We start from the raw sequence: 24917 nt of genomic DNA, 5'->3' as shown, positions 1-24917 counted from the left end.
GTGCAGCAGAGTGCAGCGAACATGACAGCGAGCGGTGCGCGGGCCGGACCCCCCTCGGCGCAGCGAGGCTAAACCGGTTCAGAACCCGTGTCAACGAATCGCGCAGCAACCACACCCACCGGTGACGGCGGCGAGGTGGACTCCCGTACGGTCAGCCGGGGCGTGGGCATCTGCAGGTCCCGCCCGGGCCCGGCTCCTTCCACCGCCTCCAGCAGGCTGCGCGCGACCTGCTCCCCGAGCGCGAAGGTGTCCCGGCTGAGCGCGGTCAGCGGCGGGTGGACGATCCGGGCGAGCACCGAGTCGTCGAAGGAGACGATGGACAGCTCCCCGGGCACCGCGACGCCCATCTCCCCCGCCACGCCGAGCCCGGCGACGGCCATCACGTCGCTGTCGTAGACGATCGCGGTGGGCCGCCCGGCCCTGGAGAGCAGCGTACGGGTGGCCGCCGCGCCCTCGGCGTCGCTGAAGTCGGTGGGCACCGACACCGCCTCCAGCCCGAGCCGGCGCGAGGCGTCGCGCAGCGCACGGATCCGCCGCTGGGTGTGCTGGAAGTGCGGCAGCCCGGCGAGGTGGGCGATCCGGCGGTGCCCGATGGCGGCCAGGTAGTCGACGATGGAGAGCATCGCCTCCCGGTCGTCGGCCCAGATCCGCAGCTGGTTGCCGCCCTTGCCGGGGCCGCCGAGGACGACGGCGGGCAGCCCGAGTTCGTCCAGCACCGGCAGTCGCGGGTCCCTGACCTGCAGGTCCACCACGACGAAGCCGTCGACCCGGTGCTCGGAGGCCCAGCGCCGGTAGACCTCGATCTCGGCGGCGGTGTCCTCGACGACCATCAGGTGCAGCGCCACCGAGCTGGCCGAGAGCACCGCCTGCAGCCCGGAGAGCAGGTGGCTGAAGAACGGCTCGACGCCGATGGTGCGGGCGGGGCGGGCGATCACCAGGCCGACGGCGTCGGACCGGGCTCCGCCGAGGGCGCGAGCGGCGTGGTGGGGCCGCCAGTTCATCTCCTCGGCGACCCGCAGGATCCGCTCCCTGGTCTCCTCGCTGACGCCCGGTCGGCCGTTGAGCGCGAAGGAGACCGCGCCCTTGGAGACCCCGGCCCGGCGCGCGATGTCGGCGATCGTCGGTCTGCCCACGGAATCCGACTCCTTCTCTTGACAGCCAAGTTTAGGCCGGAGCATAGTCCCTGCCAGAGCTAGACCGGTTTAGTAGTCGTCTCCGAAACACGACCCGACCGAAGAACCCACCCACCCACCCCCGAGCTCGGCGCGATCCCCACCCACCCGCAGGACCGGGAGACCCTCATGCGAAGAATCTGGGCGGCACTGACGACGACGGCCCTCACCGCCGCGGCCCTCACCGGCTGCGGACTCGGCGCCGGAGACAGCAAGAACAGCGACAGCGTGGCGAGTGCGGCCGCCACCGGCGAGGTCAAGGGCAAGGTCTCGATCCAGACCTGGGCGCTCAAACCGAAGTTCACCGACTACATGCAGGGCGTGATCGACGGCTTCAAGAAGAAGTACCCCGGAGTCGAGGTCGACTGGCTGGACCAGCCCGGCGAGGGCTACTCCGACAAGGTGCTCAGCCAGGCCGCCTCCGGCACCCTGCCCGACGTGGTCAACCTCCCGCCGGACTTCGCCTTTCCGCTCGCCAAGAAGGACGTCCTGCTGGACGTCGCCAAGGCCGACCCCAAGCTCCCCGACGAGTACGTGGCCGGCGGCGTGGAGGCCTACCGCTACAACGGCTACCAGGGCACCTTCGGCTACCCCTGGTACCTCAACACCGATGTGGACTACTGGAATTCCGACCTCCTCGGGAAGGACGGCCTGGACCCGAAGAAGCCCCCGACCAGCCTCGACGAACTCATCGCCCAGGCCCGGGTGATGAAGGAGAAGTCCGGCGGCCAGGACTACCTGATGAGCCGCAAACCCGGCCTCGGCGACCTGTACGACATCGGCGTGAAGATCACGGCCGACGACGGCAAGTCCTTCACCTTCAACACCCCGGAAGCCGCCGCCTTGCTCGACAGGTACCGCGACGCCTTCAAGGAGGGCCTGATGCCGAACGGGGTGCTCACCGACACCTACGCCGGCAACTCCAAGCTCTTCAGCGCCGGCACCGTGGCCTGGACCACCGGCGGGGGCAACTACATCACCAGCCTCGCCACCGACAATCCCACCCTCGCGCCGAAGGTCGTCGCCTCCCCCGCGATGGGCACCCCGCCGCTGTACGTCCAGGGCCTGTCCATCCCCAAGAGCACCAAGAACCCGGCCGCCGCGGTCGCCCTCGCCCGCTGGGTCACCAGCCCCGAGAACCAGGCCGCCTTCGCCCACCTGACCAGCGTCTTCCCGTCCACCAAGGCTTCCGCGAACGACCCGTTCTTCAGCAGGAGCGACGGCACCAACGCGGGCGACGCCAAGGTGATCGCCTTCGACTCGCTCGCCAAGGCCAAGCTGATCCAGCCGGTCGAGGTGGACGACGCCATGGGCACCGTCGTCAAGCAGCAGTTCGCCCTCGCCATCAGCGGCCGGAGCAGTTCCAAGCAGGCCCTGGACACGGCCGTCGCGCAGTGCGACAAGCTCCTCAAGGGCTGACCCCACCACTCCCGGAGCCCCTACCGGCGAAGCGGCGGGCCTCCCCGCACCCGCCGCTCCCGGGGAACGACCCGACCCCGGGTCCCGGGCCCGTACCGCTCCCGGCCCGTACCGCCCGAGGCCCCCACGCGGTCCGCACCTCCCCGGCCACCGGACGGCCCCGCCCCAGGAAGGCGACAGCATGACCCACCGGCGATGGTTCACCCCCTGGCTGCTCGCCGGGCCCGCGATACTCTGGCTGGCCGTCTTCAACCTCTGGCCGGCCGTCAACACGGTGATCCTCTCCTTCACCAACGCCAAGCCCATCGGCGGCGGCCGGTTCACCGGCCTGGAGAACTACGGCCGCCTGCTCGACGACGCCCAGCTCGCCGACGCCCTGCTCAACAGCATCGTCTTCATGCTGGTCTGCCTCCCCCTCCTCACCGTCCTCCCCCTGCTGCTCGCCCTGCTCGTCCAGCGCCGCATCCCCGGCATCACCTTCTTCCGCACCGCCTTCTACACCCCGGTGATCGCCTCCGCCGTCGTGGTGGCGCTGATCTGGGGCTGGGTGCTGGACGACCGGGGGCTGGTCAACGGCCTGCTCGGGCAGAGCGGCCTCAGCCGCTCCCCGGTCCCCTTCCTCACCGACCGCTGGCTGCTGCTGTTCAGCGCGATCGCCCTGACCGTCTGGAAGGGCCTGGGCTACTACATGGTCATCTACCTGTCCGCCCTCGCCAACGTCCCGCGCGAACTGCACGAGGCGGCGGCCGTGGACGGCGCGGGCCCGCTGAGCCGCTTCCGGCACGTCACCCTCCCGGGGGTGCGCCCGACCATGGTGCTGATCTCCGCCCTCATCTCGGTGAGTTCGCTGCGCGTCTTCTCCGAGCTCTACGTGCTCTCCAACGGCCTGGGCGGCCCCGGCGGTCGCGACATGTCGGTGGTGATGCTGATCCAGATGTACAGCCGCGGCTTCAACGGCCACCTGGGCTACGCGTCCGCGCTCAGCCTGCTGCTGTTCGTCGTCACCCTCGGCCCGATGCTGTTCCTGCTGCGGCTGAACCGGAAGGCGGCCTGACCCGTGACCACCGCCCGCGAACCCGGAGCCACCGCCGGTACCGAGCGCGCTCGCACCAAGCCCGCTCGCACGAAGCCGGCACGCGGCTTCAACACCCCCTCCCCCGCCCGGACCGCGGCCCGCTACCTGCTGCTCGTCCTCGTCCTGCTCCTGGTGACCGGCCCCTTCCTGTGGCAGCTGTCCACCTCCCTCAAGGGCGCCACCGAGGACGTCTACTCCCGCACCCCGAGCTTCCTGCCCGACCATCCCACCATCGGCAACTACGGCCAGGTCGCCGACGCCATCCCGGTGTGGACCTACGCCCTCAACTCGGTGATCGTCGCCGCCGTCTGCATCACCGGCAACGTGGTCGGCTGCACCCTGGCCGGCTTCGCCCTGGCCCGGCTGCGCTTCCGCGGCGCCAAGCTGGTCCTCGGCCTGTTCCTGGCCACCCTGGTGCTGCCCGGCGAGGTCACCATCGTCTCCCAGTACGTGCTGGTGCGCGGCCTCGGCCTGGCCGACAACCTGCTCGGTGTCTCCCTGCCCGGGGCGATCGCCATGCTCAACGTGCTGCTGATGCGCACCGCCTTCGCCGCCGTGCCCGCCGAGTTGGACCAGGCCGCGCTGGTCGACGGCGCCGGCGTCTGGCAGCGGCTGTGGCACATCGGCCTGCCGAACGTGCGCGGCATGCTCAGCGTGATCGTCATCTTCACCTTCATCGGCGCCTGGGACGACTTCCTCTGGCCGCTGATCGTGCTCAACGACCCGCAGAAGTACACCCTCACCGTCGGGCTCCAGTACCTCGACGGCACCTTCTCCGCCAACCCCCGGCTGATCGCGGCCGGCACCATGATCGCCTTCCTGCCGATCGTCGTGGTGTTCGCCCTCTGCCAGCGCTTCTTCTTCAAGGGCGTCGAGGAGGGAGCCGTCAAGGGATGAGCCCACCTCCCCTACGCCACCGCCCAGTTGAGGAAGCCCCCGTGACCACCACTCCGCAGGCTCCGCGTTTCGGCGTCAACTACACCCCCAGCGCCGGCTGGTTCCACCACTGGCTCGACTTCGACCTCGACGCCGTGCGCGCCGACTTCGACTCCATCGCCGCCCTCGGCCTGGACCACGTCCGGGTCTTCCCGCTCTGGCCGCTGTTCCAGCCCAACCGCACGCTGATCCGCCCGCGCGCCGTCGGACAGCTGACGGCCCTGGTGGACGCGGCCGGCGAACGCGGCCTGGACGTCGCGGTGGACGGCCTCCAGGGCCACCTGTCCAGCTTCGACTTCCTGCCGTCCTGGACGCGGACCTGGCACCGCCGCAACATCTTCACCGACCCCGAGGTCCTCGACGGCCAGGCCGCCTACCTGCGCACCCTCGCCGGGGCGCTGCGCGAGCGGCCGAACTTCCTCGGGATGACGCTCGGCAACGAGATCAACCAGTTCTCCGGCGGCCCGCACCCCGACCCGGACGAGGTCACCCCCGCCGAGGCCGAGGCCTGGCTGCGCCGGATGCTCGCCGCCTGCGAGCGGGGCGCGCCCGGACGGCTGCACCTGCACGCCTCGTACGACGCGGCCTGGTACCTGGACGGGCACCCGTTCACGCCCTGGCACTCGGCCCGCCTGGGCGCCGCCACCGCCGTGCACTCCTGGGTGTTCAACGGCACCGCCCAGCGCTACGGCCCCCACTCCACCGCCACCGCCCAGCACGCCGCGTACCTGGTCGAGCTGTCCAAGGCCTGGGCCGACGACCCGGGCCGCCCGGTCTGGCTGCAGGAGGTCGGCGCGCCCGCGCCGCACATCACCGCCGAGGACGCGGCCCGGTTCACCGGCGCCACCGTCGACGCCGTACTGGACTGCCCGGACCTCTGGGGCGTCACCTGGTGGTGCTCCCACGACGTGGACCGCTCGCTCGCCGACTTCCCCGAACTGGAGTACAGCCTCGGCCTGTTGACCACCGAGCGGGCGGTCAAGCCGGCCGGCGCCCGGCTCGCCGGAGCCGTCGCCGAGGCCCGCCGCGACTGGCAGCCGCCCCAGCCGCGCAGCACCGCCGTGGTGGTCGCCACCGGGGACGAGGTCACCTCGCCCCGCCGGGCGGTCTGCGGCCCCGGCGGCCCGGTGTACGAGGCCTTCATGCACCTCGCCGAGGCCGGCGCCCGGCCGACCACCGTGCTCGCCGAACGCGCCGGGGACCGGGCGCACCTGGCCGCGCGCGGCATCACCGAGGTGGTCCGCCCCTCCGACGTACGTTCTCTCTAGTCAGCGCTGTCCCTCGCCACGCAACGGAGCCTGCCGACATGCACGATGACCGCACCCTCGTCGAGTCCCGCCTCAAGCGCGTCCTGGAGGAGCGCATCCTCCCGGCGGTCTACCCCGAGTCCGTCCCGCTGGAGGTCGGCATCTGGACCGCCCCCGGCGAGCCCGTCCCGGTCGCCGAGGGCCTGGCCGCCCCGCGGACCCCGATCGCGGTGGGTGACGCCTGGGGAGCGCCCTGGGGCACCAGCTGGCTGACCGTCTCCGGCACCGTGCCCGAGGCATGGGCGGGCCGGACGGTCGAGGCGCTGATCGACCTCGGCTTCGACGCCAACATGCCCGGCTTCCAGTGCGAGGGCCTGGTCTACCGCCCGGACGGGAGCCCGGTGAAGGGGCTCAATCCGCGCAACCAGTGGGTGCGGATCGCCGCCCCGGCGGCAGGCGGCGAGCAGGTGCTGCTGCACGTCGAGGCCGCCGCCAACCCGGTCATCCTGGACTACCACCCCTTCCTGCCCACCGAGTTGGGCGACCGGGAGACGGCCGGGAGCCGGCCCCGGTACAGCCTGGCCCGGATGGACCTCGCGGTCTTCGACGACACGGTCTGGCAGCTGGCGCTCGACCTGGAGGTGCTCGGCGAGCTGATGGCCGAACTGCCGGTGGACGGCGCCCGCCGCTGGGAGGTGCTGCGCGCGGTGGAACGGGCCCTGGACGCGATCGACCTCCAGGACGTCAACGGCACGGCAGCGGCCGCCCGTTCCGAGCTCACGGCAGTGCTCGCCGCGCCCGCCGTGCCGTCCGCGCACCGGATCAGCGCGATCGGCCACGCCCACATCGACTCGGCCTGGCTGTGGCCGCTGCGCGAGACGGTGCGCAAGGTGGCCCGCACCACCGCCAACATGACCGCGCTGCTGGAGGACGAGCCGGACTTCCTCTACACCATGTCCCAGGCGCAGCAGTACGCCTGGATCAAGGAGCACCGCCCCGAGGTGTACGCGCGGGTCCGCAAGGCGGTGGCCGAGGGCCGGTTCGTACCGGCCGGCGGAATGTGGGTCGAGTCCGACACCAACATGCCGGGTTCGGAGGCGATGGCCCGCCAGTTCGTGCACGGCAAGCGGTTCTTCCTGGAGGAGTTCGGGATCGAGAACCACGAGGCCTGGCTGCCGGACACCTTCGGCTTCACCGGCGGCCTGCCGCAGATCATCCGCAACGCGGGCTCCAAGTGGCTGCTGACCCAGAAGATCTCGTGGAGCCAGGTGAACAGGTTCCCGCACCACACCTTCCTCTGGGAGGGCATCGACGGGACCCGCATCTTCACCCACTTCCCGCCCGTGGACACCTACAACTGCTCCATGAAGGGCAGCGAAATCGCCCACGCCGCAAAGAACTTCAAGGACAAGGGGATGGCCCGGCACTCTCTCGCGCCGACCGGCTGGGGTGACGGCGGCGGCGGGACGACCCGTGAGATGGTCGCCAAGGCCGCCCGGCTGCGCGACCTGGAGGGTTCGGCCACCGTCCGCTGGGAGAAGCCCGCCGAGTTCTTCGCAAAGGCCGAGGCCGAGTACCCGGACCCGCCGGTCTGGGTCGGCGAGCTCTACCTCGAACTCCACCGGGCCACCCTGACCAGCCAGGCGAGGACCAAGCAGGGCAACCGGCGCAGCGAGAACCTGCTGCGCGAGGCCGAACTCTGGTGCTCCACCGCCGCGTTGCGCACCGGCGCGACGTATCCCTACGAGCAGCTGGACCGGATCTGGAAGACCGTGCTGCTGCACCAGTTCCACGACATCCTGCCCGGCTCCTCGATCGCCTGGGTGCACCGCGAGGCGGAGGCCACGTACGCGGCCCTGGCGGAGGAGCTGGAGGGGCTGATCGGCGCCGCCCAGCAGGCGCTGGCCGGGGCGTCCGGGGGCGGGCGCGAGCTGGTGTTCAACGCGGCGCCGCACACCCGCTCGGCCGTCCCGGCGGGCGGGGCGGCCGTGGTGGCCCCCGCGGCGGCGGAGTGCACGGTGGCCGAGCGGCCCGAGGGCGGCTTCACCCTGGGCAACGGCCTGCTGGAGGTCACCGTCGGCGCGGACGGCCTGATCAGCTCGGTGGTCGAACTGTCCAGCGGCCGGGAGGCCGTCGCCCCCGGCAGCCGCGCCAACCTGCTGCAGCTGCACCCCGACTTCCCCAACATGTGGGACGCCTGGGACGTCGACCGGTTCTACCGCAACACCGTCACCGACCTGACCGGCGTGGACTCCCTCACCGCCGCCGCCTCCGCCGGCAGCGCAGCTGTCCGCGTCGCCCGCTCCTTCGGCTCCTCCACCGTCGTCCAGACCCTCACCCTGCGGGCCGGCGAGCAGCGCCTCGACATCGACACCGAGGTCGACTGGCACGAGACCGAGAAGTTCCTCAAGGCCGCGTTCCCACTGGACATCCACACCGAGCGCTACGCCGCCGAGACCCAGTTCGGCCACCTCCACCGGCCCACCCACACCAACACCAGCTGGGACGCCGCCAAGTTCGAGGCCTGCAACCACCGCTTCGTCCACCTGGAGGAGCCCGGCTGGGGCGTGGCGCTGGTGACCGCCTCCACCTACGGCCACGACGTCACCCGCACCGTGCGCCCGGCCGACGGCGGGACCACCACCACGGTCCGCTTCTCGCTGCTGCGCGCCCCGCGCTTCCCCGACCCGAGGACCGACCAGGGCGCGCACCGCTTCCGGCACGCGCTGGTGCCCGGCGCGGCAATCGGCGACGCCGTCCGCGAGGGCTACCGGATCGGGCTGCCCGAGCGGCGGGTCACCGGGACCGCCGAGCGCGTCGCGCCGCTGGTCGAACTGGACAACGACGCCCTGGTGGTCAGCGCGGTCAAGCTCGCCGACGACCGCAGCGGCGACCTGGTCGTCCGGGTCTACGAGGCGGGCGGCGGCCGAGCCCGCGGCCGGCTCACCACCTCCTTCCCACTGGCGGGTGCCGTCCCCTGCGACCTGCTGGAGCGGCCCTGGGACGGCACCCGCGGCGAGGTGTCGGTCGAGGACGGCGCGGTGCGGCTGGCCCTGCGCCCGTTCGAGCTGGTCACCCTGCGGCTGAGCGCGGCCCGCTGACCGACGGACCCGGCCCGTCGACCGGCGTACCCGACCCGTCGGTCGGCCGGCCCGCCGACCGACGTACGGTAAAGGCGCCCCGGCCCCGCGCGGCCGGGGCGCCGCCCCTGCGACCCTCCTGGAGCCCGCCATGCCGCTCACCCCTCTGTTCGCCGCGGTCGACATCGGCGGCACCAAGATCGCCGGGGCACTGGTCGACGGCGACGGACGGCTGCGGCACCGGCTCCAACTGCCCACACCGGCAACCGAACCCGGCGCGGCCGTGCTCGCCGTCGTGCACAAGGTTCTGGACCAGCTCGCCGGTACGCCCGACTGGTCCGCCGTAACGGCCGTCGGCATCGGCAGCGCCGGCCCGGTCGACCTGGCCGACGGCACCGTCAGTCCGGTCAACATCCCCGGCTGGCGCGGCTTCCCGCTGGTCGCCGAGGTCACCGCGCACCCGGCGGTGGCCGCCCGCTACCTGCCCGTCCGGCTCGCCGGGGACGGCGTGGCGATGGCCGCCGCCGAGCACTGGCAGGGTGCGGCCCGGGGCGCCGACAACGCGCTCTGCCTGGTGGTGTCCACCGGCGTCGGCGCCGGGCTGGTGCTGGACGGGGCCGTCCGGCCCGGCCCGAGCGGCAACGCCGGGCACCTCGGCCACATCACCGTCGACCTGGACGGCGAGCCCTGCCCGTGCGGCTCCCGCGGCTGCCTGGAGGGCCTGGCCAGCGGCACCGCGATCGCCCGCCGGGCACTCGCCGACGGCTGGCGGCCGCCGGGCGAGGACCGCACCGCCCGCGCGGTGGCCGTGGCGGCCGCCGGGGGCGACCCGGTCGCGCTGGCCTCCTTCGACCGGGCCGCCCAGGCGCTGGCCGCCGGGATCGCCGCGACGGCCGCCCTGGTCGACCTCCACCGGGTGGTGGTCGGCGGCGGCGTCGCCGCCGCCGGGGAGGTGCTGTTCGCCCCGCTCGCCCGCCATCTGGGCTGCTACGCCGCCCTCTCGTACGTCCGCGGGCTGGACGTGCGCCGCGCCGAACTCGGCACCGACGCCGGGCTGATCGGCGCGGCCGCGCTCTGCCGCTGAGCCCTGCCGGTCCCGGGCCGTACGGGCCGCGGGGCGACTTGGCGGGCCGCCGCGGCGCCGCACGGCAGCTGCCGGCCGTCGGCCCGGAGGCGGACCGATCGGCAGGCTCCTGCACCGGGTTGACCGTGCCTCGCGAGGGCGGCCGGGTCCGGCAGCGGCGTCCGCCCGGCTCAGGCCGGCAGCGGGTGCCCGAACAGCAGGTCGTAGCCGTCGGGCAGTTGCTCGATCACCTGGTCGATCAGCTCCCCCGGGACGAGGTCGGCCACGGTGCTGAGCACCGCCCCGATGTCCCACTGCGCCGTCGCCGGCGTCGCCCCGTCGATCCAGCCGACCACCGCCTCCACGAAGCGCTCGGCGGTCAGTGGCTCGGCGGCCGGCTGGGCGTCCCGGAGCAGCGAGGCGTACGTCCCGGGCAGCGCGTCGGCGAGGGCCAGCCGCTCCGCGCCCACCAGGTGCTCGCCCAGCAGGCCGAGCACGACCCGGGCGGCGTGGTCCGCCTCCGCCTCGCCCCGGTACTCACCGCGCTCCACGACGCGGGCGAGGAAGTCCTCCCAGGAGATGGTCATCGTGTTCTCCTTCCGGTCGGCGGAACCGGACCGGGCAGCGGCGGTCGATGGTCGGTGGGGCCTGCCGCGTCGCAGCCCGTGACCGCCGGGGGACGTACCGGTTCCCGTGCTGCTCAGCGTACTGCGGTCCGGCCGGGCCGGGACCACTGCCCGGGCGTGGACCGGGACCGGTCGGACGGATCGACGCCGTTGTCGACCACGCCGCCGGCCCGCACCGTCACCTGCGCGGGAACCCCCAGGTCAGCCCACCGAGGCGCGCACTCTTCTGCGCGAGCCGCGCGACGCACCCACCCCCGCACCGGAACGAGCCGCCGTCCGCTGGGCCGGCGCCATCGCCTGCGCGACGGCGACCACGGTGTCGCGACGCGTCGGGTCCGGCACCCGGCCGACGGCCGGGTCCGACATAAACGCCGACAGAAAGCGCCGCTCGCTCTGGCTGAGTTTGCGCGAGCGACCGGATTCCCGGTCCCGCGCGACCACCACGGTCCGCGCCCGCATAAAGGTGAGCGGCTCGCGACAGACATTCACCTCGACATGGGCGGAACTCCGCCCGATGCGTTCCACGGTCAACCGTACCGACAATGGCTCGGGGCGGTGGTGCAGCTGTTCCAGATAATCGATCTCGTGCCGGGCGATAATGAACCCGGAGGGGAACAGGGATTCCCGCACGGCGGTCGCGTGGTGGCAGAACAGGTCGTAAATCCCCTCCTGGATGTAGCCGACCAGCCGGGCGTTGTTGATGTGCCCGTTCTCGTCGACGTCGCTCCACCGGGTGGGGCACGACAGCACGTGCACGCCCGGGTACAGCGCGCTCACTGCTGCGTCAGCCCGGCGCCGGCCCCGGCGGGGAGCAGTGCCCGCTGCAACCTGGCGTAGTAGCCGGAGTGTTCGGCCGCCATCCGGGCGGCCGTCCAACCCTCCTCGGCGGCTTCGGCGGCCGCCTGGACGACCAGGCTGTCGAGCGCCACGTCGACCGACCGGCAGAGTTCGGCGACCGCGGCCAGACGTTCGGTGACATCGGCCGCACCGGCCGCGTTTCGGGCCGGAAAGGCCGCCAACGATTCGACTGCGAGCTGCAGGTCGTCGACGACGTCCGACCGGATCTCCTCCGGTGAGTTCCGCATTCTTTTCTCCAGGACCAATTCGGGCCGTTACGGCCCGGTAACTGACGTTCGAATACACCGCGATCGGTGCCGGCCCCCCGACGCCATCGACGCTATCCCAGTCGACGCGGGTCCGCAGAAGGTTTTCGGACGGTGACGGGAAACTGACTTCCATCGGAGTAGTTTGCGGGAGTACACAATATGCCCCGTCAGCCGAACGCGGTAAGCAGAACGGGTGGTATCGCCGACCCGCCGAGCAAGATCGACTACTGCCCGTCACAAATCTGCTACCGGGCTCCCCACCACCGCGCCTTGTACAGGAGGGTGCCGCGCAGGATCCGCACTCCCTCCGGCCGGTGCAGCCGGATCACCGAGGTGCACCAGTCGCACGGCGCCTTGTGGTCGGGCGCCACGGTGAGCAGCCGGCCGGTGCCGGGCTCGTCGCCGATGCTCTTGACGTCCCGCTCCGCCGCGGGATCGGCCAGACGGACGGGCGTGAAGCGGTCGGCGGCCGGGTCGTACTGCCACAGGCCGCGCAGCGTGCTCAGCCAGAACCGGCCGGGCGCGGCCCGCACCGGCGCGAGGTCGTGGCCGCCCACGTCCGGCAGCGGGACGGTGCGGACGGCGGTCAGCGTGGGTGCGGCCGGGGTGCCGCCCACCCGCAGCGCGACCAGCGCCCCGCCCCCGAGCGCCCAGAGCAGGCCGGACCGCCCGTCGAGAGCCACCCCGTGCGCACCGGGCAGCCCGAACTCGGTGTACGCCGTGGCACGCGGCCCCTGCGAGGCCGCGTACAGCCGCACCCAGCCGCTGCTCGCCACCACCGCCACATTGCCGTCCGGGAGCAGCTCGATGCTGTGCGGGTTGGCCCTCGGGCCCAGGTCCGCCGCCCAGCGGGTGCGGCCGGTGGCGGTGTCGACCACGGCGGCGAGCCCGCCGCCCGCGGTGGTGAGCAGGTAACGCCGGCCCCGCAGGGTCCGGCTCTTCGCCTCGTCCGGATTCGACCAGCTGCGGGCCGGCGAGAGATCGGCGACGTCCGCCGCCCGGTCCGCGGACCAGGACCACACCACCGGCAGCCGGTCGGGCCCCTGGTAGGCCATCAGCTCCCGACCGCCCAGCAGCACGAACACCCGGCGGGAGCCCTGGTCCGCGACCACGACCCGCCACCTCGACGACCCGGCCTCCGCCCGGCCCGCGGGCGCGCAGAGCAGCAGGGCCAGGCCCAGCGCGGACAGCGTTCTCCTCAGCACATCCCCACGCTGTCGGCTTCCCGGCCGCCCCGCAGCCCGGCTCGGCCGAACGGCGCCCTGGCGTGGGCAGCCGCCCCGTCAGTCCTCCAGGAGCTCCAGCACCCGCGTCCAGCTGTACGCCCCCGGAGCGAACTCCGCGATCCGCACCCCCATCCCCCGCAGCCTGGTCAGACTCTCCCCGTACGCCGGATGCGCGGCCTGGGCCGCGCTGAGGCACGGCTGGACCGCCACCGGAATCCCCCACCCGTACGACTCGCAGAGGATCCCGAGCGCGAGGGTGTCCGAGATCCCGGCGGCCCACTTGTTGATCGTGTTGAAGGTCGCCGGAGCCACCACGAGCGCATCCGGATCCGGCAACGGTCGAGGCTCCCCGGGCTTCCGCCAGGCCGAGCGGATCGGGTACCCCGTCTGCCCCTCGATCGCCGCGACGTCGATGAACCCCATGGCGAGTGGCGTCGCCACCACCCCCACCTCCCACCCCCGCTCCTGCGCCGCCGAGACCAACTCACCCACCCCACCGGCAACCCCGGCCGCACACACCACGACGTACAGCACCGGCTTCCCCGCCACGGCCATCTCCCCGACTCCCCTCAACCCACCGGAACAGCACCACCCGCCATCCAGTGTGCCCGCGCCGTTCCGCAGTCGCGCACGGCCCGGAGCCCGCCCCCAGCTACGACCGGGGGCGGGCACGGCGGCTGGCGGGAACGTCAGCCGATGGTCGATCCGGTGACCGGTTCGGACAGCGAGAGGGTCTTGCCGTTCGCCCCGGACCTGACGAACTGCCAGGTGAGGCCGTTGATCACGCCCTTGCTCAGCGGGGCCAGCTTGGCGAATGCGGGCTGGCTGAGGTCGATGTGGGTGGAGTCACAGGACGGACACTGGTCCTTCACCGGGACGGTGACGGTCTTGCCCTGGTACGTGACCTTGACCGAAATGCCCTTGCAGAGAGGGTCGTTGTTGGGGTTGGCGGAGGTCCACCAGGTGTGGGAGACGGCGACCAGCATCTGGTCGGAGGCGTTGATCTGGGTGCCGCAGGCGCCGTAGCCGGCGTCGTTGTAGTAGGTGGCCTTCCCGCTCATGGGCTTGTTGACCGGTATCGCGGCGCTGGCGGAGCCGGCGGTCAGGGCGATGAGGGCGGCGGCCGCGAGCGGGGCGCCTGCGAGGATCCTGAGGTTCGTGCCGATGGCGCGCATGGTTCGTTCCCTCCGGTTCGACGAACCGGGCTAATCATGGGCATGACAGGTCGAAGTAGCCAAAGTTGCACCGCAGTTGGACGATCCGAATCGCCGATGCCCGCCCGGTGAAGGGAACGTATGCGTTCCACCTCGGCATGGTCCAGACCTCCCCGGTGTTGTCATGAACACAAGGCAAGGATCTTTACCAATGCCGCCGAAGGAGCGAAGATACGTGACCGCGCCACCACCCATGGCGTTGACGGGGCGTCATCCCGCTCGCTCCGGAGGCCGTCCCATGCGCACCACACTCGCCGCCGCCCTGCTCCCCGGCTCCGCCCTGACGCCGATCCTCGCCGTCTCCCCGGCGGCAGCGGCACAGACGACGGTGCCGCGCGCGGTGAACCAGGGCTACAGCATCCCGGTCGGCGGCATCACCGATCTCGGCGCGCTCCCCGTCCTCGGCAGCCTCGGCCTGGACTTCGCCCGCCTGCTCGGCCAGTAGGGGGCCGCACCCAGGCCGAACGGCCCCCGATTCGGGAAGATCACGAACCGGCACCACCCACTCGGGTTACGCTCGACCCGCGCGGCGCGCCGCCGCGCTGTCGACCGAGGGGGAACGCGTGATCGGGGACCTGCTGCCGGACGTCGTGGTGACCGAGGTCGCCTACCACGACCCGTCCGAGGCCCGGCTGGAGCCGGCCGAGGAGGAGGTGATCGCCCGGGCCGTGGACAAGCGCCGCCGCGAGTTCACCACCGTGCGCCACTGCGCCCGCACCGCCCTGGCCCGCCTCGGCATCCCGTACCGCCCGCTCGTCCCCGGCCTGCGCGGCGCGCCGAGCTGGCCGGACGGCGTTGTCGGCAGCCTCACCCACTGCGACGGCTTCCGCGCGGCCGCCGTCGCCCGCGCCGGCACCCTGGCCTCGGTCGGCATCGACGCCGAGCCCGCGCTGCCGCTGCCGGAGGGCGTCCTGGAGAGCATCGCCCTGCCCGTCGAGCAGGAGCGGCTGGCCGCGCTCGCCACCGAGCGCCCGGGCACAACGTGGGACCGCATCCTGTTCAGCGCCAAGGAGTCGGTCTACAAGGCCTGGTTCCCGCTGACCGAGCTGTGGCTGGACTTCCACGAGGCCGAACTCGACCTCTCCCCCGACGGCACCTTCTCCGCCCGCCTGCTGGTCCCCGGCCCGGTGGTCGGTGGCCGACGCCTGGACGGCTTCGACGGCCGTTGGGCGGTCCGCGACGGGCTGCTCGCCACCGCGATCGCCGTCGCGCCGTAGCCGCAGCCGCCGCCGTTCATCGTGGGACCGCGGCCGCAGCCGAGTCGCCCGGGCATATCCTCGACCGCGTGACGGTGACTTATGTGATCGACGGCTTCGAGATCGACACCCTGGAGGACTTCTGGGACGTGGTCGGGCAGGCGATCGGCGTCGACGGCTACTTCGGCCACAACCTGGACGCCTTCGCCGACTGCCTGGGCGGCGGCTACGGCACGCCGGACGACGGCGACTACGTCATCGAGTGGCGCCACCACGAGCTGTCCCGCCGCCGGCTCGGCTACCCGGAGACCGTCCGGCAGCTGGAGCTGCGGCTCGCCAGGGTCCACCCCACCAACCGCGAGCAGGTCGCGGCCGAACTGGCCGCCGCCCGGGCCGGCAAGGGGCCGACGGTCTTCGACTGGCTGGTCGACATCATCGAGGAGCGCCACCCGGGCGGCCTCCGCCTGGCCTGACGCTCCCCGGCGGCCTCCGTCCGGCCTCACGCCCCGGCGGCCTCCGCCCGGCCTTACCCCCGGCGGCTACATCACGTCCGACAGCCGGACGAACCGCCGACCCGCCGCCAGCAACCCCGGCACCGCCGCCGCCACCCCGGGGGCGGTGCCGCCGCCCGGGCGGTTCATGTGCCCGATGACGACCGCCCCGGGCGGTGCCGACGCCACCTCCTGCCGCACCTCCGAGGCCGGGAGCGTCGCCCCGCCGTCCCCGTTCACGCTGAACCCCACCACGCGTTCGCCCAGGTCGGCGACGACCCGGGCGGCGACGTCGTCGTAGTGCGCGGTACCGGAGCGGAAGAACCTCGGCGGGTGACCGAGCAGCCCGGTCAGCTTGTGGGCGTTGCCCACGACCTCGTCGTACACCTCGCCGACCCCGCCGGTGCCGGCGATCCCGTACGCCGAACGGCCGGTCACCGAGAGCGGGCGGTGGACGGTGCCGTGGTTGCCGATCTCGAACAGCCCGTCGGAGGCGAGATGCTCGAAGACGTCCGGGTTGGCGTCGATCCAACGGGCGTTCAGGAACAGCGTGGCCGGGACCTTCCTCTCGCGCAGGAAGTCGATCAGGTCGGCGTCGTAGCCGTTCCCACCTGGGCCGCCGCAGGCGTCGAAGGTCAGCGCCGTCGCGCGCTCGCCCTCCGGCAGCTCGGTGATCACCCCGGAGACCCGCAGCCCCCACTCGGTCGGCGCCAGGGCCCCGTAGCGCTGGACCATCCCGGCCCGGCTCGGCTCCCGCGCCGCCGCCGTCGGCGCGGCAGCGGAGGCCGTGGCCGACGAAGCGGCCGACGGAGTGGCTGACGCACCCGCAGACGCCCCCCCAGACGCACCCGCCCCCGTCGCGGACTCGGCGGACACCGCCCCCGAAGCGGACGCTGTCGGCGAGACCGCCCCTCCGCCCTCCGCGCCCCGCATCGCCCGGCACCCCGCCAGCGGGCCCCCGGCCGCCAGGGCCGCCAGCAGCGTCCGCCGACTCAGTGCCACACCAGCCTCCCGACCGACCCATCGCCACCTGTCATCCGAACCGACCACGTGACTATGAACCGACCATCCGTCACTCTCCGCAACTCGCCCCGCCGCTGCCCGGACGCCCTTCACCGACCCGCCCCACCCCGGTGAGCCCCGCCTCACCCCCGGTTCACCCCCCGGGGTAGACGAGCCGGCGAACCCGCCCGCCCCAGCCCGGAGGCACCGATGCCCACCGACCCAGTCGACCCGGCCCGCGCCACGGACCCGCCACGCTCAACCGGCCCGACGCACCCCGCCCGCCACGACCTGCTCCCCCACGACCTGCCCCGCCGCGACCTGCTCCCCCACGACCTGCCCCGCCGCGACCTGCCCCGCCGCGACCTGCTCCGCACCGGCCTCGCCACCAGCGCCGCCACCACCCTCGGCCTCGCCGTCACCACCGCGACCGCCGGCCCCGCCCCAGCAACGCCCGCCCAGGCCCCACCCGACGGCGACCGCACCCTCACCCTCACCGGCCGCCTCCCCACCGGCGCCCCCGACTTCGTCCTCCTCCCGGTCGAAGTCCCCGAGGGCGTCCGCGAGATCGCCGTCTCCTACCGCTACGACAAGCCGCAGGTCCCCGCCGGCACCCCCGGCAACTCCTGCGACATCGGCATCTTCGACGAGCGCGGCACCGACCTCGGCGGGGACGGCTTCCGCGGCTGGTCCGGCGGCTTCCGCACCGAGTTCGCCCTCTCCCGGGGCGCTGCCACCCCCGGCTACCTCCCAGGCCCGATCAACCCCGGCACCTGGCACGTCGCCCTGGGCCCGTACCAGGTCGCCCCGCAGGGCCTGGACTACCACGCCCAGGTGACCCTCCGGTTCGGCGAACCGGGGTCGGAGTTCACCCCGCACTACCCGCCGGAGCGGGCCCGCGGCCGCGGCCGGGCCTGGTACCGGGGCGACTGCCACCTGCACACCGTGCACTCCGACGGGCGTCGCCTGCCCGAGGAGGTGGCCGCCGGTGCCCGGGCGGCCGGCCTGGACTTCATCGTCTCGACCGACCACAACACCAGCTCCTCGCACGCCGTCTGGGGCCCGCTGGCCGGCCCCGACCTGCTGATCGTCACCGGCGAGGAGGTCACCACCCGCAACGGCCACTGGCTGGCCCTGGGCCTGGAGCCCGGCCGGTTCGTCGACTGGCGCCACCGCTCCCGCGACGAGGAGTACCCGCGCTTCGTCCGCCAGGTCCACCGCTCCGGCGGCCTGGTGGTGCCCGCGCACCCGTACTGCCCGTACGTCGCCTGCCAGTGGAAGTTCGGCTACGAGCAGGCCGACGCCGTCGAGGTCTGGAACGGGCCCTGGACGTACGACGACGAGTCGGCCGTCGACACCTGGGACTCCGGGCTCGCCGTCGCCCTGCGCGGCGGCAACGGCAACAGCGGCCGCTCCTGGCTGCCCGCCATGGGCAACAGCGACGCCCACAGCGACCCGCAGGTCATCGGCCTGCCGCACAACGTCGTCCTCGCCGAGGACCTCACCCGGGACGCGATCCTCGACGGGCTGCGCGCCGGGCGCAGCTGGCTGGCCGAGTCCGCCACCGTCGAGCTCGACCTCACCGCCACCGGGAACGGCCGTCAGGCCGGCATCGGCGAGGAGCTGTCCGTCCCTGCTGACGCCCCGGTGGACGTCCGGCTCACCGTCTCCGGCGTGCCCGGCGGCACCGTCCGCCTGATCACCGACGAGGGGCAGATGCACCAGGAGTCGCTGCCCGCCGGCGGCTCCGGCACCGTGGTGTGGCGCACCACCGCCTCACTCGCCGCGTACGTCCGCGCCGAGGTGCGCCACCCGAGGGCCGACGGCACGCCCGGCAAGGGCAACTCGATGGGCGGGGAGCTCCCCTGGGGCCCGATGGCCGCCCTCACCAACCCGATCGTCCTGCGCACCGAGGACCGCTGAGGGCCGCCCCCGGCCCACTCCCGCCCAGCCCCGCCCCGGCCGGGGACCTGCCAGGGACCTGCCGCGGACCTGCCCGGGACGGGGAGGGGGGACGACTCGGAGCACCCGTTTGGACTAGGTTGATCCCCGAAACGCATCAGTCGTAGGGACGAGGCGGTCGGCTGTCCGCATCCGGGCCGACCGGCTCCTTCGCACTCCCACCGTCTCGCCCCGGCTGCCCGACCGAACCGACCGACCCCGTCCGTCCCCGGCCCGCGAAGGGATCAGCAGCTGTGAACCGTACGACCGTAGGTGGGCCGGAGCTCGGGGGCGGCCGGGGCGCCGGGGGCGTCCTCCTCCTCGTCGACCCCTCCGGGGCCGGGAACAGCCCGGTCGCGGGGCTGCTCGCCCAGGAGCTGCACCCGAGCGTCCACCTGCGGACGGAGGACTTCCTCCAGGTCATCCGCAACGGCCAGCTGCCGCCGCACCTGCCCGAGGCCGCCCGCCAGAACGCCACCGCCCTGGCCGCCGCCGCCCAGGCCGCCTTCGCCTACGCCACCGGCGGCTACCAGGTCGTCGTCGAGTGCGCCGAGGCCCCGGCCTCCCTCGACACCTTCCGCCGCGAGAGCCGCACCACCGGCTCCGCCCTCCACTACGTCGTCCTCACCACCGCGGCCCCCACCACCCCGCACGAACTCGACACCACCCCCCTCACCCCCGACACCACCACCAAGTCCGTCCTCACCGCCCTCACCACCCGCACCCACCTCCTCGGCTGGTGACCGGGCGCGGGCGGACAGGCCCTACGCCACCCCCTACGCCCCGACCACGCCGTCGATGGCCTCGCGCAGGAAGTCGGCGTGTCCGTTGTGCCGGGCGTACTCGTGGATGAGGTGGAGCATCACCAGGCGCAGCGACACCTCGGCCTCCCAGCGGGGCTGGTAGCCGGTGACGTCGAGCGAGGGGGCGGCGAGTTCGATGCGTCGGGAGTGCTCGACCTCGGCCCGCCAGGCGGCGAAGGCCTCGGCACGGGTGGCCCCGGTCGCGTCGTAGGCCACCTGGTAGTCGCCGTCCTCGGACCAGACCAGCGGGACGTCCTCCCCGTCGATCACCCGGCGGAACCAGGTGCGCTCGACCTCGGCCATGTGCCGGACCAGCCCGAGCAGGCTCAGCGTGGACGGCGGGCTTGAGCGTTCCCGCAGCTGTTGGTCGGTCAGGCCCTCACACTTCATGGCGAGGGTCGCCCGGTGGAAGTCCAGGAATCCGCGCAGCATCTCGCGCTCGCCGCCGGTCAGCGACGGTACGGGTCGGTTGTCGGTGCTCATGGGGGGTGCTCCTCGTGGTCGGCGGTTCCCGGCGGACTGTAGCGAACGACGGGCCCGTCCCGACACCGCGTTTCCGAGCCCCGGCAGCCCCTTGATCGACACCCGACCCGTCGTCCCACACCGCTACGGCCGACCCCGAACCCCCACCGTCACGTACCGTGTTCGGACCGCCACCGGTTTGGGTACGTACCTCGGCGCGCCCGACCGCCGGGCGCCCACCGAGCAGGAGACCCGACGGCCCATGGACCACAACCACATCCCCCCGACGGTACGCCGGACGTACGGCGCCGACGATCTCAGTACCGCCCCCTCGTTGGGCGGCGGGACACCCTTGCACCCTAGCTGACCTGCTCTCATCCCAGAACCGGCATCACGAGACTCGTCCCACCCTGCTCCACAAAGCCCCCAACCACACGCCACCCCGAGGAATCGAAGGCCATGAACCAGGACCCCATCCCCCCGACCGTGCGCCGGACTTACGGCGCCGAAGATCTCTCCAAGGCGGCCAGCTTCGGCGGCGGATTTATCAACTTCGGTGACTGGCAAGGCATCGACCTCACCGCCCTCACCCCCGAGGATCGGGTGCGCAGCCAGGAGCAGTTGTACCGGCGGGTGCTGCGTGCCTTCCCGGAGCCGCGTGAGCGGCTGCGGCTGGCGGAGGTGGGCTGCGGGCGCGGGCTGGGTGCGGCCCTGGCGCTGCGGGAGTTCCGCTTCGCCTCGGTGACGGGCGTGGACATCCATCCGGACCAGGTCGAGCGCGCCCGCGCCGTCAACGCCCGCGCCCAGGCCACGTATCCGGACCGGCTCGCCTACACCATCGGCTCAGCCGACGAACTCCCCTTCCACGACGCCTCGCTGGACGGCGTCTACTCGGTCGAGGCCGCCCAGCACTTCCGCCGACTCTCCGGCTTCGCCCGCGAGGCCGCGCGCGTCCTGCGCCCCGGCGGCCGCCTGGTCGTCACCACCTTCTTCGCCACCCCCGGAGACGAGATCACCGAACGCCTCAAGCTCCTGCTCGCCAGCTTCGCCGACGGCCTCGACGTCCCCCACACCCTCAACGGCTTCACCACCGACCTCACCAACGCCAGCTTCACCGACGTCACCACCGAAACCATCGGCCCCGACGTCTGGCCGGGCCTCGACCGCTACCTCGCCGACACCGTCCCCACCGACCACTGGACCCGCAACTTCCTCCCCGCCTGGCGCCACGGCCTCCTCGACTACCACCTCATCACCGCCACCCGAGCCGCCTGACCCCGGCCATATTCCGCCACGGGCCTGTCCGCAATCACCTGGGACAGGCCCACACCGAACCAGGCACTTCACTGACCCACGCCCCTTGACCCCCAGCGGTCGAAAGGGGGTGACGGCTCGTCCGCTCAGTCCAGAACCCGCAGGTCAGGGCCTGCCACATCCAGGCCGCATGACGCCTGGTGCCACCTCATGACACCCAGTCCGTGAGAGGCGCGTGAGAGGTGGCAGACGACTGGAGCCCCGAGAGTGACGTGCCTCACAACTGCGTACGACTCGCTTCCGGCTGTTTCCGCCCGCCCGAGGACGGCCGGAGAACGACACGGTCGCAAACTTTGGTGGCGGCGATACGACATTCACCTGTCGCCGAGTTGATCGCGGCATTCGTAGACCGCCGCCCATCTCCAAGGTCCTCGCCACCCAGCCGGTCAGATCCTCTGTCGACGTCCGCTTGGATTGACACCCCCAGTTGTTCGGCTTCCGGAAGCCGGCCGGGAAGAACCACATTCCGCGTCCGATTGCCCCAGCGGCTTCGAGTGGCGCCGGGCGCGTGCACCGGGGGCAGATCAGCCGAGCTTCCAGAGCGTCAGCCCGCCGTGGTCGTCGACGGTGGTCCAGGAGCCGTCGCCGCGCAGCCGGGGCTCGGCGGCGAGACGGCCCCGGATCGCTCCGCTGGCGAGGTCGACGACGTACGGAATGTTCCACTCGTCGTCCTCGGTCTCGCCGGCGACGGTGATCACCGCAGTGGCGGCATCAAGGTAGCCGCCGCTCCACGCGATGTGGGGCTCTTCGACCTCGTCGTTGTCATCGGTGCTCCCGTCCTCGTCGGCTGCCGCGGGAGTCAGGAAGCGCTCGACGGCGAAGCGGCACAGCTCGGTGCCGTCGGGGAAAGCGTGGAAGACGGCGTCGTCCTCACCGTGTCCGACGGTCATGAACTCCCGCCCGTCGGGGGAGACATCGATCAGGCAACGGTCATCCCACGGGTAGGAGTGGACGCTGATCGCGTCTCCGTCCAGACGGCCGTGGAAGAGGAAGACGCCGTCCTGGCCTTCACCGACGTCCAGGAGCATGTGAATGCCGTCGGGGTGGGCCACCTGGTGGGCGCCCTGCCCGACCGTGGGCAGGGCGTATTCGGCGATCACCCGCCCGTCGGCGGCGTCCACGACCAGCCAGCGGTCTCCGCCGTCACCCCGGCCCAGCATGGCGTCCGGCCGAAAGATCCACACCTGCGAACCGTCCAGCGAGAAGGCGCAGTTGGCGAGCCCGATCGAAGAGTGCGCCGGCGGCGTGAAAGGGATCCGCCAGCGCACCGCGCCGTCGGCGTCCAGGCACATGGCCTCGTGCTGGGTGGCAACGACGACGCAGCCAGCGTCGGGCGCGAGAGCGGCGCCCCACGCGTCACGTGGGCGATCGCCCAGTCGGAACACCGCACAGGGCGCGACGGGCTCGTCGCCGGCAGCCGAGAAGTCCACCGCGAACAGAGTCCCGTCCAACGCCCACGACACCGGGCCGGGCCCGGACGGAACCACCGAGGCAACCGCTGGGGACGATGCCGTTTCCGGCGTCAACGGCTTGGTCGTGGCGATCGGTCGAACGGGCAGCAGCGTCATGGGGTGAAAGGTATCGGGCCGCCCCGACAGGCCAGGCCAGGCCAGGCCAGGCCAGGGGAGAATCCGGGTACACGGGGTGGCACGCAATGGCAGCATGCAGCCCCTGTCGGGAGCCGAACCGCCCGACCTGAGTGTCGTCGCCGTGCATGCAGTACACGGTCAGGGCGACGGTCGCCCGCAGCCAATTCGTCTCCGAGACGGCGATTGCGTACGAGCTGTCCGCTGGTGACCAGCCATCCGGCAGGTGACGCTCATGATGGATTCCTGGGCCGCCTCCACCTGCCGCAGGCATTTTCTCGGCGGCGGCGAAAATGAGATTTCGCGCTGTGCGGGATGTGCCGTAGAGTCGGTGTCACCGACGCGGGGTGGAGCAGCTCGGTAGCTCGCTGGGCTCATAACCCAGAGGTCGCAGGTTCAAATCCTGTCCCCGCTACTACGCAACAAGGCCGGGCCCGTCGCACACAGTGCGACGGGCCCGGCCTTCGTGTTGGTTCGGTCAACAATCGATGGCGGTGTCGACCTCGATTCGTCAGCGGTGAGCGGGCCGTGATCATCCTGGCGCTTTGCCCGTAATTTCCCCGTTAATGGAACGCCGGGCATGCCGACGCGAACTCCTCGACCGGACGCTGATCTGGAACCAGCGCCATCTCCTGCACGTACTGCGGGAGTTCGAGGACCACTACATCGCCCACCGCCCCCACATCACGCACTCCACCAGGACACGTCACTGACGCCACGGCCCGTCCCGATCGCCGATCCCGGGCGGATCCCCCGGCTGGACGTCCGCGGACGCGACCGTCTCGGCGGCACCCTCCACGAGTACCGACATGCCGCATGACCTGCACGGACTAAGAAGTCATCTCATTTGGATGGCTAGACTCTGGGCGTGCTGATCGTGGAGCGTCTGGTGCCGGACGAGTTGTGGGAGCTGTTCCAGTTGGTGGTGCCGGCGGCGCCGACCCGGCCACAGGGCGGTGGCCGGCGCCGCTACGGGGATCGCGAGGTGTTGGCGGCGATCGTCTTCGTGGCAACCTCCGGGTGCACGTGGGCCCAACTGCCGCCCTGCTTCGGCCCGTCCGGGCCGACTGCCCATCGGCGGTTCGCCGAGTGGAGCAAGGCACGGGTGTGGGCCAAGCTCCACCGGGTCGTCCTGGACGAACTCGGCGCACGGGGCGAGCTGGACTGGTCGCGCTGCGCGGTTGACTCCGTGAACATGCGAGCCCTGAAAAGGGGGACCTGACAGGTCCGAATCCTGTCGATCGGGGCAAGTACGGGTCGAAGATCCACCTGCTCACCGAACGCACCGGTTTACCCCTGTCGCTCGCGATATCCGGCGCCAACGTCCACGACAGCCAGGCCCTGATCCCGCTGACCGATGCCATCCCGCCCATCCGCTCGCGCCGCGGCCCCAGGCGACGCAGGCCAGGCAAACTCCACGGCGACAAGGCCTACGACCACCGATTCATCCGCGCCTACCTGCGACGACGCCAGATCCCGGCCCGCATCGCCCGCCGGGGCGTCGACTCCTCCCAGCGCCTGGGCCGACACCGATGGGTGATCGAGCGCACCGTGTGCGCCACGAGGCGCTCTGTTTGTATCCCCGGCTCAGCCGGGAGGAACTCGGAAGGAGGTTCCTGGGCCGAATGACTCACCTGGATCCGAAAGGTGAAGGGGACAAGAGCATGTCAGGAAACCGGTGACCGGGTCCAGTTGTCTGGGACGGTGTGCCGGGCGGCCCGCGCGATATGGCGAAGACTGGATTGTTTGAAGCCCAATCTCCAGAAGATGCAAGTTCCCATCCGTCGGAAAGACAGCTGAAACCGACGCCGACCCTGCACCGGTTTCGATTGTGTCAACTGGTGCAACTTCCGGGGCCCGGAGCGATGTCCAGCGAGGACATTCAAGGAGATGAGTGGGACGCCTGTGTCGCGCTAGAACGTACAGACAGGGACGAACGTGGGATCGCCTACGGGACG

General features: G+C 72.3%; 23 protein-coding genes, 1 tRNA gene and 1 pseudogene. 15 read left to right on the top strand and 10 right to left on the bottom strand.

The annotated features are described in order from the left end of the window. Positions 1-68 precede the first annotated feature (68 nt). Entirely contained in the window at positions 69-1133 is a 1065-nt protein-coding gene (locus tag BOQ63_RS36240) for a LacI family DNA-binding transcriptional regulator (RefSeq protein ID WP_046386844.1), read from the bottom strand. A gap of 168 nt (positions 1134-1301) precedes the next feature. Between BOQ63_RS36240 and BOQ63_RS36235 the strand changes: the two genes are divergently transcribed. From BOQ63_RS36235 to BOQ63_RS36210, 6 genes are all read left to right on the top strand, one after another. Then, positions 1302-2591 (top strand): ABC transporter substrate-binding protein, encoded by a 1290-nt coding sequence (locus BOQ63_RS36235; RefSeq protein ID WP_072655670.1) that lies wholly within the window; start codon positions 1302-1304, stop codon positions 2589-2591. 181 nt (positions 2592-2772) lie between these two features. After that, positions 2773-3645 carry a carbohydrate ABC transporter permease gene (locus BOQ63_RS36230; RefSeq protein ID WP_030283487.1) on the top strand — a complete coding sequence of 291 codons (873 nt, stop codon included), beginning with the start codon at positions 2773-2775 and terminating at the stop codon, positions 3643-3645. 3 nt (positions 3646-3648) lie between these two features. Next, positions 3649-4563, top strand: coding sequence for a carbohydrate ABC transporter permease (locus BOQ63_RS36225; RefSeq protein ID WP_079183898.1), 915 nt, complete (start codon positions 3649-3651; stop codon positions 4561-4563). A gap of 41 nt (positions 4564-4604) precedes the next feature. Next, entirely contained in the window at positions 4605-5870 is a 1266-nt protein-coding gene (locus tag BOQ63_RS36220) for a glycoside hydrolase 5 family protein (protein WP_150476243.1), read from the top strand. A 38-nt stretch (positions 5871-5908) separates the two neighbouring features. Beyond that, positions 5909-8950 (top strand): alpha-mannosidase, encoded by a 3042-nt coding sequence (locus tag BOQ63_RS36215; protein WP_072655668.1) that lies wholly within the window; start codon positions 5909-5911, stop codon positions 8948-8950. A 130-nt stretch (positions 8951-9080) separates the two neighbouring features. After that, positions 9081-10013: an ROK family protein gene (locus BOQ63_RS36210; protein ID WP_150476242.1), complete on the top strand. Its 933-nt coding sequence runs from the start codon at positions 9081-9083 to the stop codon at positions 10011-10013. Positions 10014-10183: 170 nt separating this feature from the next. Here BOQ63_RS36210 and BOQ63_RS36205 read toward each other — a convergent pair whose 3' ends face one another. From BOQ63_RS36205 to BOQ63_RS36180, 6 genes are all read right to left on the bottom strand, one after another. Further along, positions 10184-10579 carry a DUF2267 domain-containing protein gene (locus BOQ63_RS36205; RefSeq protein ID WP_030283477.1) on the bottom strand — a complete coding sequence of 132 codons (396 nt, stop codon included), beginning with the start codon at positions 10577-10579 and terminating at the stop codon, positions 10184-10186. 240 nt (positions 10580-10819) lie between these two features. Beyond that, complete coding sequence (locus tag BOQ63_RS36200; RefSeq protein WP_072655666.1) at positions 10820-11395, bottom strand: acyl-CoA thioesterase; 576 nt, start codon at positions 11393-11395, stop codon at positions 10820-10822. Further along, positions 11392-11703 carry a hypothetical protein gene (locus tag BOQ63_RS36195; protein WP_030283473.1) on the bottom strand — a complete coding sequence of 104 codons (312 nt, stop codon included), beginning with the start codon at positions 11701-11703 and terminating at the stop codon, positions 11392-11394. The genes BOQ63_RS36200 and BOQ63_RS36195 overlap by 4 nt, the downstream gene beginning before the upstream one ends. A 266-nt stretch (positions 11704-11969) precedes the next feature. Further along, positions 11970-12929 carry a DUF6528 family protein gene (locus tag BOQ63_RS36190; protein ID WP_030283470.1) on the bottom strand — a complete coding sequence of 320 codons (960 nt, stop codon included), beginning with the start codon at positions 12927-12929 and terminating at the stop codon, positions 11970-11972. A gap of 78 nt (positions 12930-13007) precedes the next feature. Further along, positions 13008-13505 (bottom strand): flavoprotein, encoded by a 498-nt coding sequence (locus BOQ63_RS36185; RefSeq protein WP_050366937.1) that lies wholly within the window; start codon positions 13503-13505, stop codon positions 13008-13010. A 134-nt stretch (positions 13506-13639) separates the two neighbouring features. Next, positions 13640-14125 carry a cysteine/serine endopeptidase inhibitor gene (locus tag BOQ63_RS36180; protein ID WP_046387311.1) on the bottom strand — a complete coding sequence of 162 codons (486 nt, stop codon included), beginning with the start codon at positions 14123-14125 and terminating at the stop codon, positions 13640-13642. A 277-nt stretch (positions 14126-14402) separates the two neighbouring features. On the opposite strand from BOQ63_RS36180, the gene BOQ63_RS36175 reads away from it, so the two are divergent. From BOQ63_RS36175 to BOQ63_RS36165, 3 genes are all read left to right on the top strand, one after another. After that, a complete protein-coding gene (locus BOQ63_RS36175) occupies positions 14403-14609 on the top strand; it encodes a hypothetical protein (protein WP_030283463.1) in 207 nt (68 codons plus the stop codon). A gap of 118 nt (positions 14610-14727) precedes the next feature. Further along, positions 14728-15381: a 4'-phosphopantetheinyl transferase family protein gene (locus BOQ63_RS36170; RefSeq protein WP_030283461.1), complete on the top strand. Its 654-nt coding sequence runs from the start codon at positions 14728-14730 to the stop codon at positions 15379-15381. A 68-nt stretch (positions 15382-15449) separates the two neighbouring features. After that, a complete protein-coding gene (locus tag BOQ63_RS36165) occupies positions 15450-15833 on the top strand; it encodes a barstar family protein (RefSeq protein ID WP_030283458.1) in 384 nt (127 codons plus the stop codon). 66 nt (positions 15834-15899) lie between these two features. Here BOQ63_RS36165 and BOQ63_RS36160 read toward each other — a convergent pair whose 3' ends face one another. Continuing rightward, on the bottom strand, positions 15900-16586 hold the full coding sequence (locus tag BOQ63_RS36160) for a polysaccharide deacetylase family protein (protein ID WP_107083571.1): 687 nt from the start codon (positions 16584-16586) through the stop codon (positions 15900-15902). A gap of 618 nt (positions 16587-17204) precedes the next feature. On the opposite strand from BOQ63_RS36160, the gene BOQ63_RS36155 reads away from it, so the two are divergent. Together BOQ63_RS36155 and BOQ63_RS36150 are read left to right on the top strand one after the other, a co-directional pair. Then, positions 17205-18776, top strand: a complete 1572-nt coding sequence (locus BOQ63_RS36155; protein WP_499504939.1) for a CehA/McbA family metallohydrolase — start codon at positions 17205-17207, stop codon at positions 18774-18776. A 272-nt stretch (positions 18777-19048) separates the two neighbouring features. Then, positions 19049-19537 (top strand): hypothetical protein, encoded by a 489-nt coding sequence (locus BOQ63_RS36150; protein WP_050366936.1) that lies wholly within the window; start codon positions 19049-19051, stop codon positions 19535-19537. Positions 19538-19570: 33 nt separating this feature from the next. Here the strand turns inward: BOQ63_RS36150 and BOQ63_RS36145 are convergent, their stop codons facing one another. Further along, complete coding sequence (locus BOQ63_RS36145) at positions 19571-20080, bottom strand: DinB family protein (protein WP_030550943.1); 510 nt, start codon at positions 20078-20080, stop codon at positions 19571-19573. Between the two features lie 438 nt (positions 20081-20518). Between BOQ63_RS36145 and BOQ63_RS36140 the strand changes: the two genes are divergently transcribed. Continuing rightward, complete coding sequence (locus tag BOQ63_RS36140) at positions 20519-21334, top strand: class I SAM-dependent methyltransferase (RefSeq protein WP_030283446.1); 816 nt, start codon at positions 20519-20521, stop codon at positions 21332-21334. Between the two features lie 563 nt (positions 21335-21897). On the opposite strand, the gene BOQ63_RS36135 is transcribed toward BOQ63_RS36140, so the two are convergent. Next, entirely contained in the window at positions 21898-22824 is a 927-nt protein-coding gene (locus tag BOQ63_RS36135) for a hypothetical protein (protein WP_072655664.1), read from the bottom strand. 476 nt (positions 22825-23300) lie between these two features. Between BOQ63_RS36135 and BOQ63_RS36130 the strand changes: the two genes are divergently transcribed. The 3 genes and pseudogenes from BOQ63_RS36130 to BOQ63_RS36120 form a co-directional block, all read left to right on the top strand. Continuing rightward, positions 23301-23374, top strand: a tRNA-Met gene (locus BOQ63_RS36130). Positions 23375-23525: 151 nt separating this feature from the next. Further along, positions 23526-23672 (top strand): hypothetical protein, encoded by a 147-nt coding sequence (locus BOQ63_RS36125; RefSeq protein WP_223886135.1) that lies wholly within the window; start codon positions 23526-23528, stop codon positions 23670-23672. A 149-nt stretch (positions 23673-23821) separates the two neighbouring features. Continuing rightward, positions 23822-24513 (top strand): annotated as a pseudogene (locus BOQ63_RS36120) (IS5 family transposase); the annotation flags it as partial. Positions 24514-24917 lie beyond the last annotated feature (404 nt).

Origin of the sequence: Streptomyces viridifaciens (assembly GCF_001888885.2) — a bacterium.
GTDB lineage: Bacteria > Actinomycetota > Actinomycetes > Streptomycetales > Streptomycetaceae > Kitasatospora > Kitasatospora aureofaciens.
The sequence above is the reverse complement of the archived record's forward strand: the minus strand, read 5'-3'. Positions and strand labels throughout refer to the sequence as shown.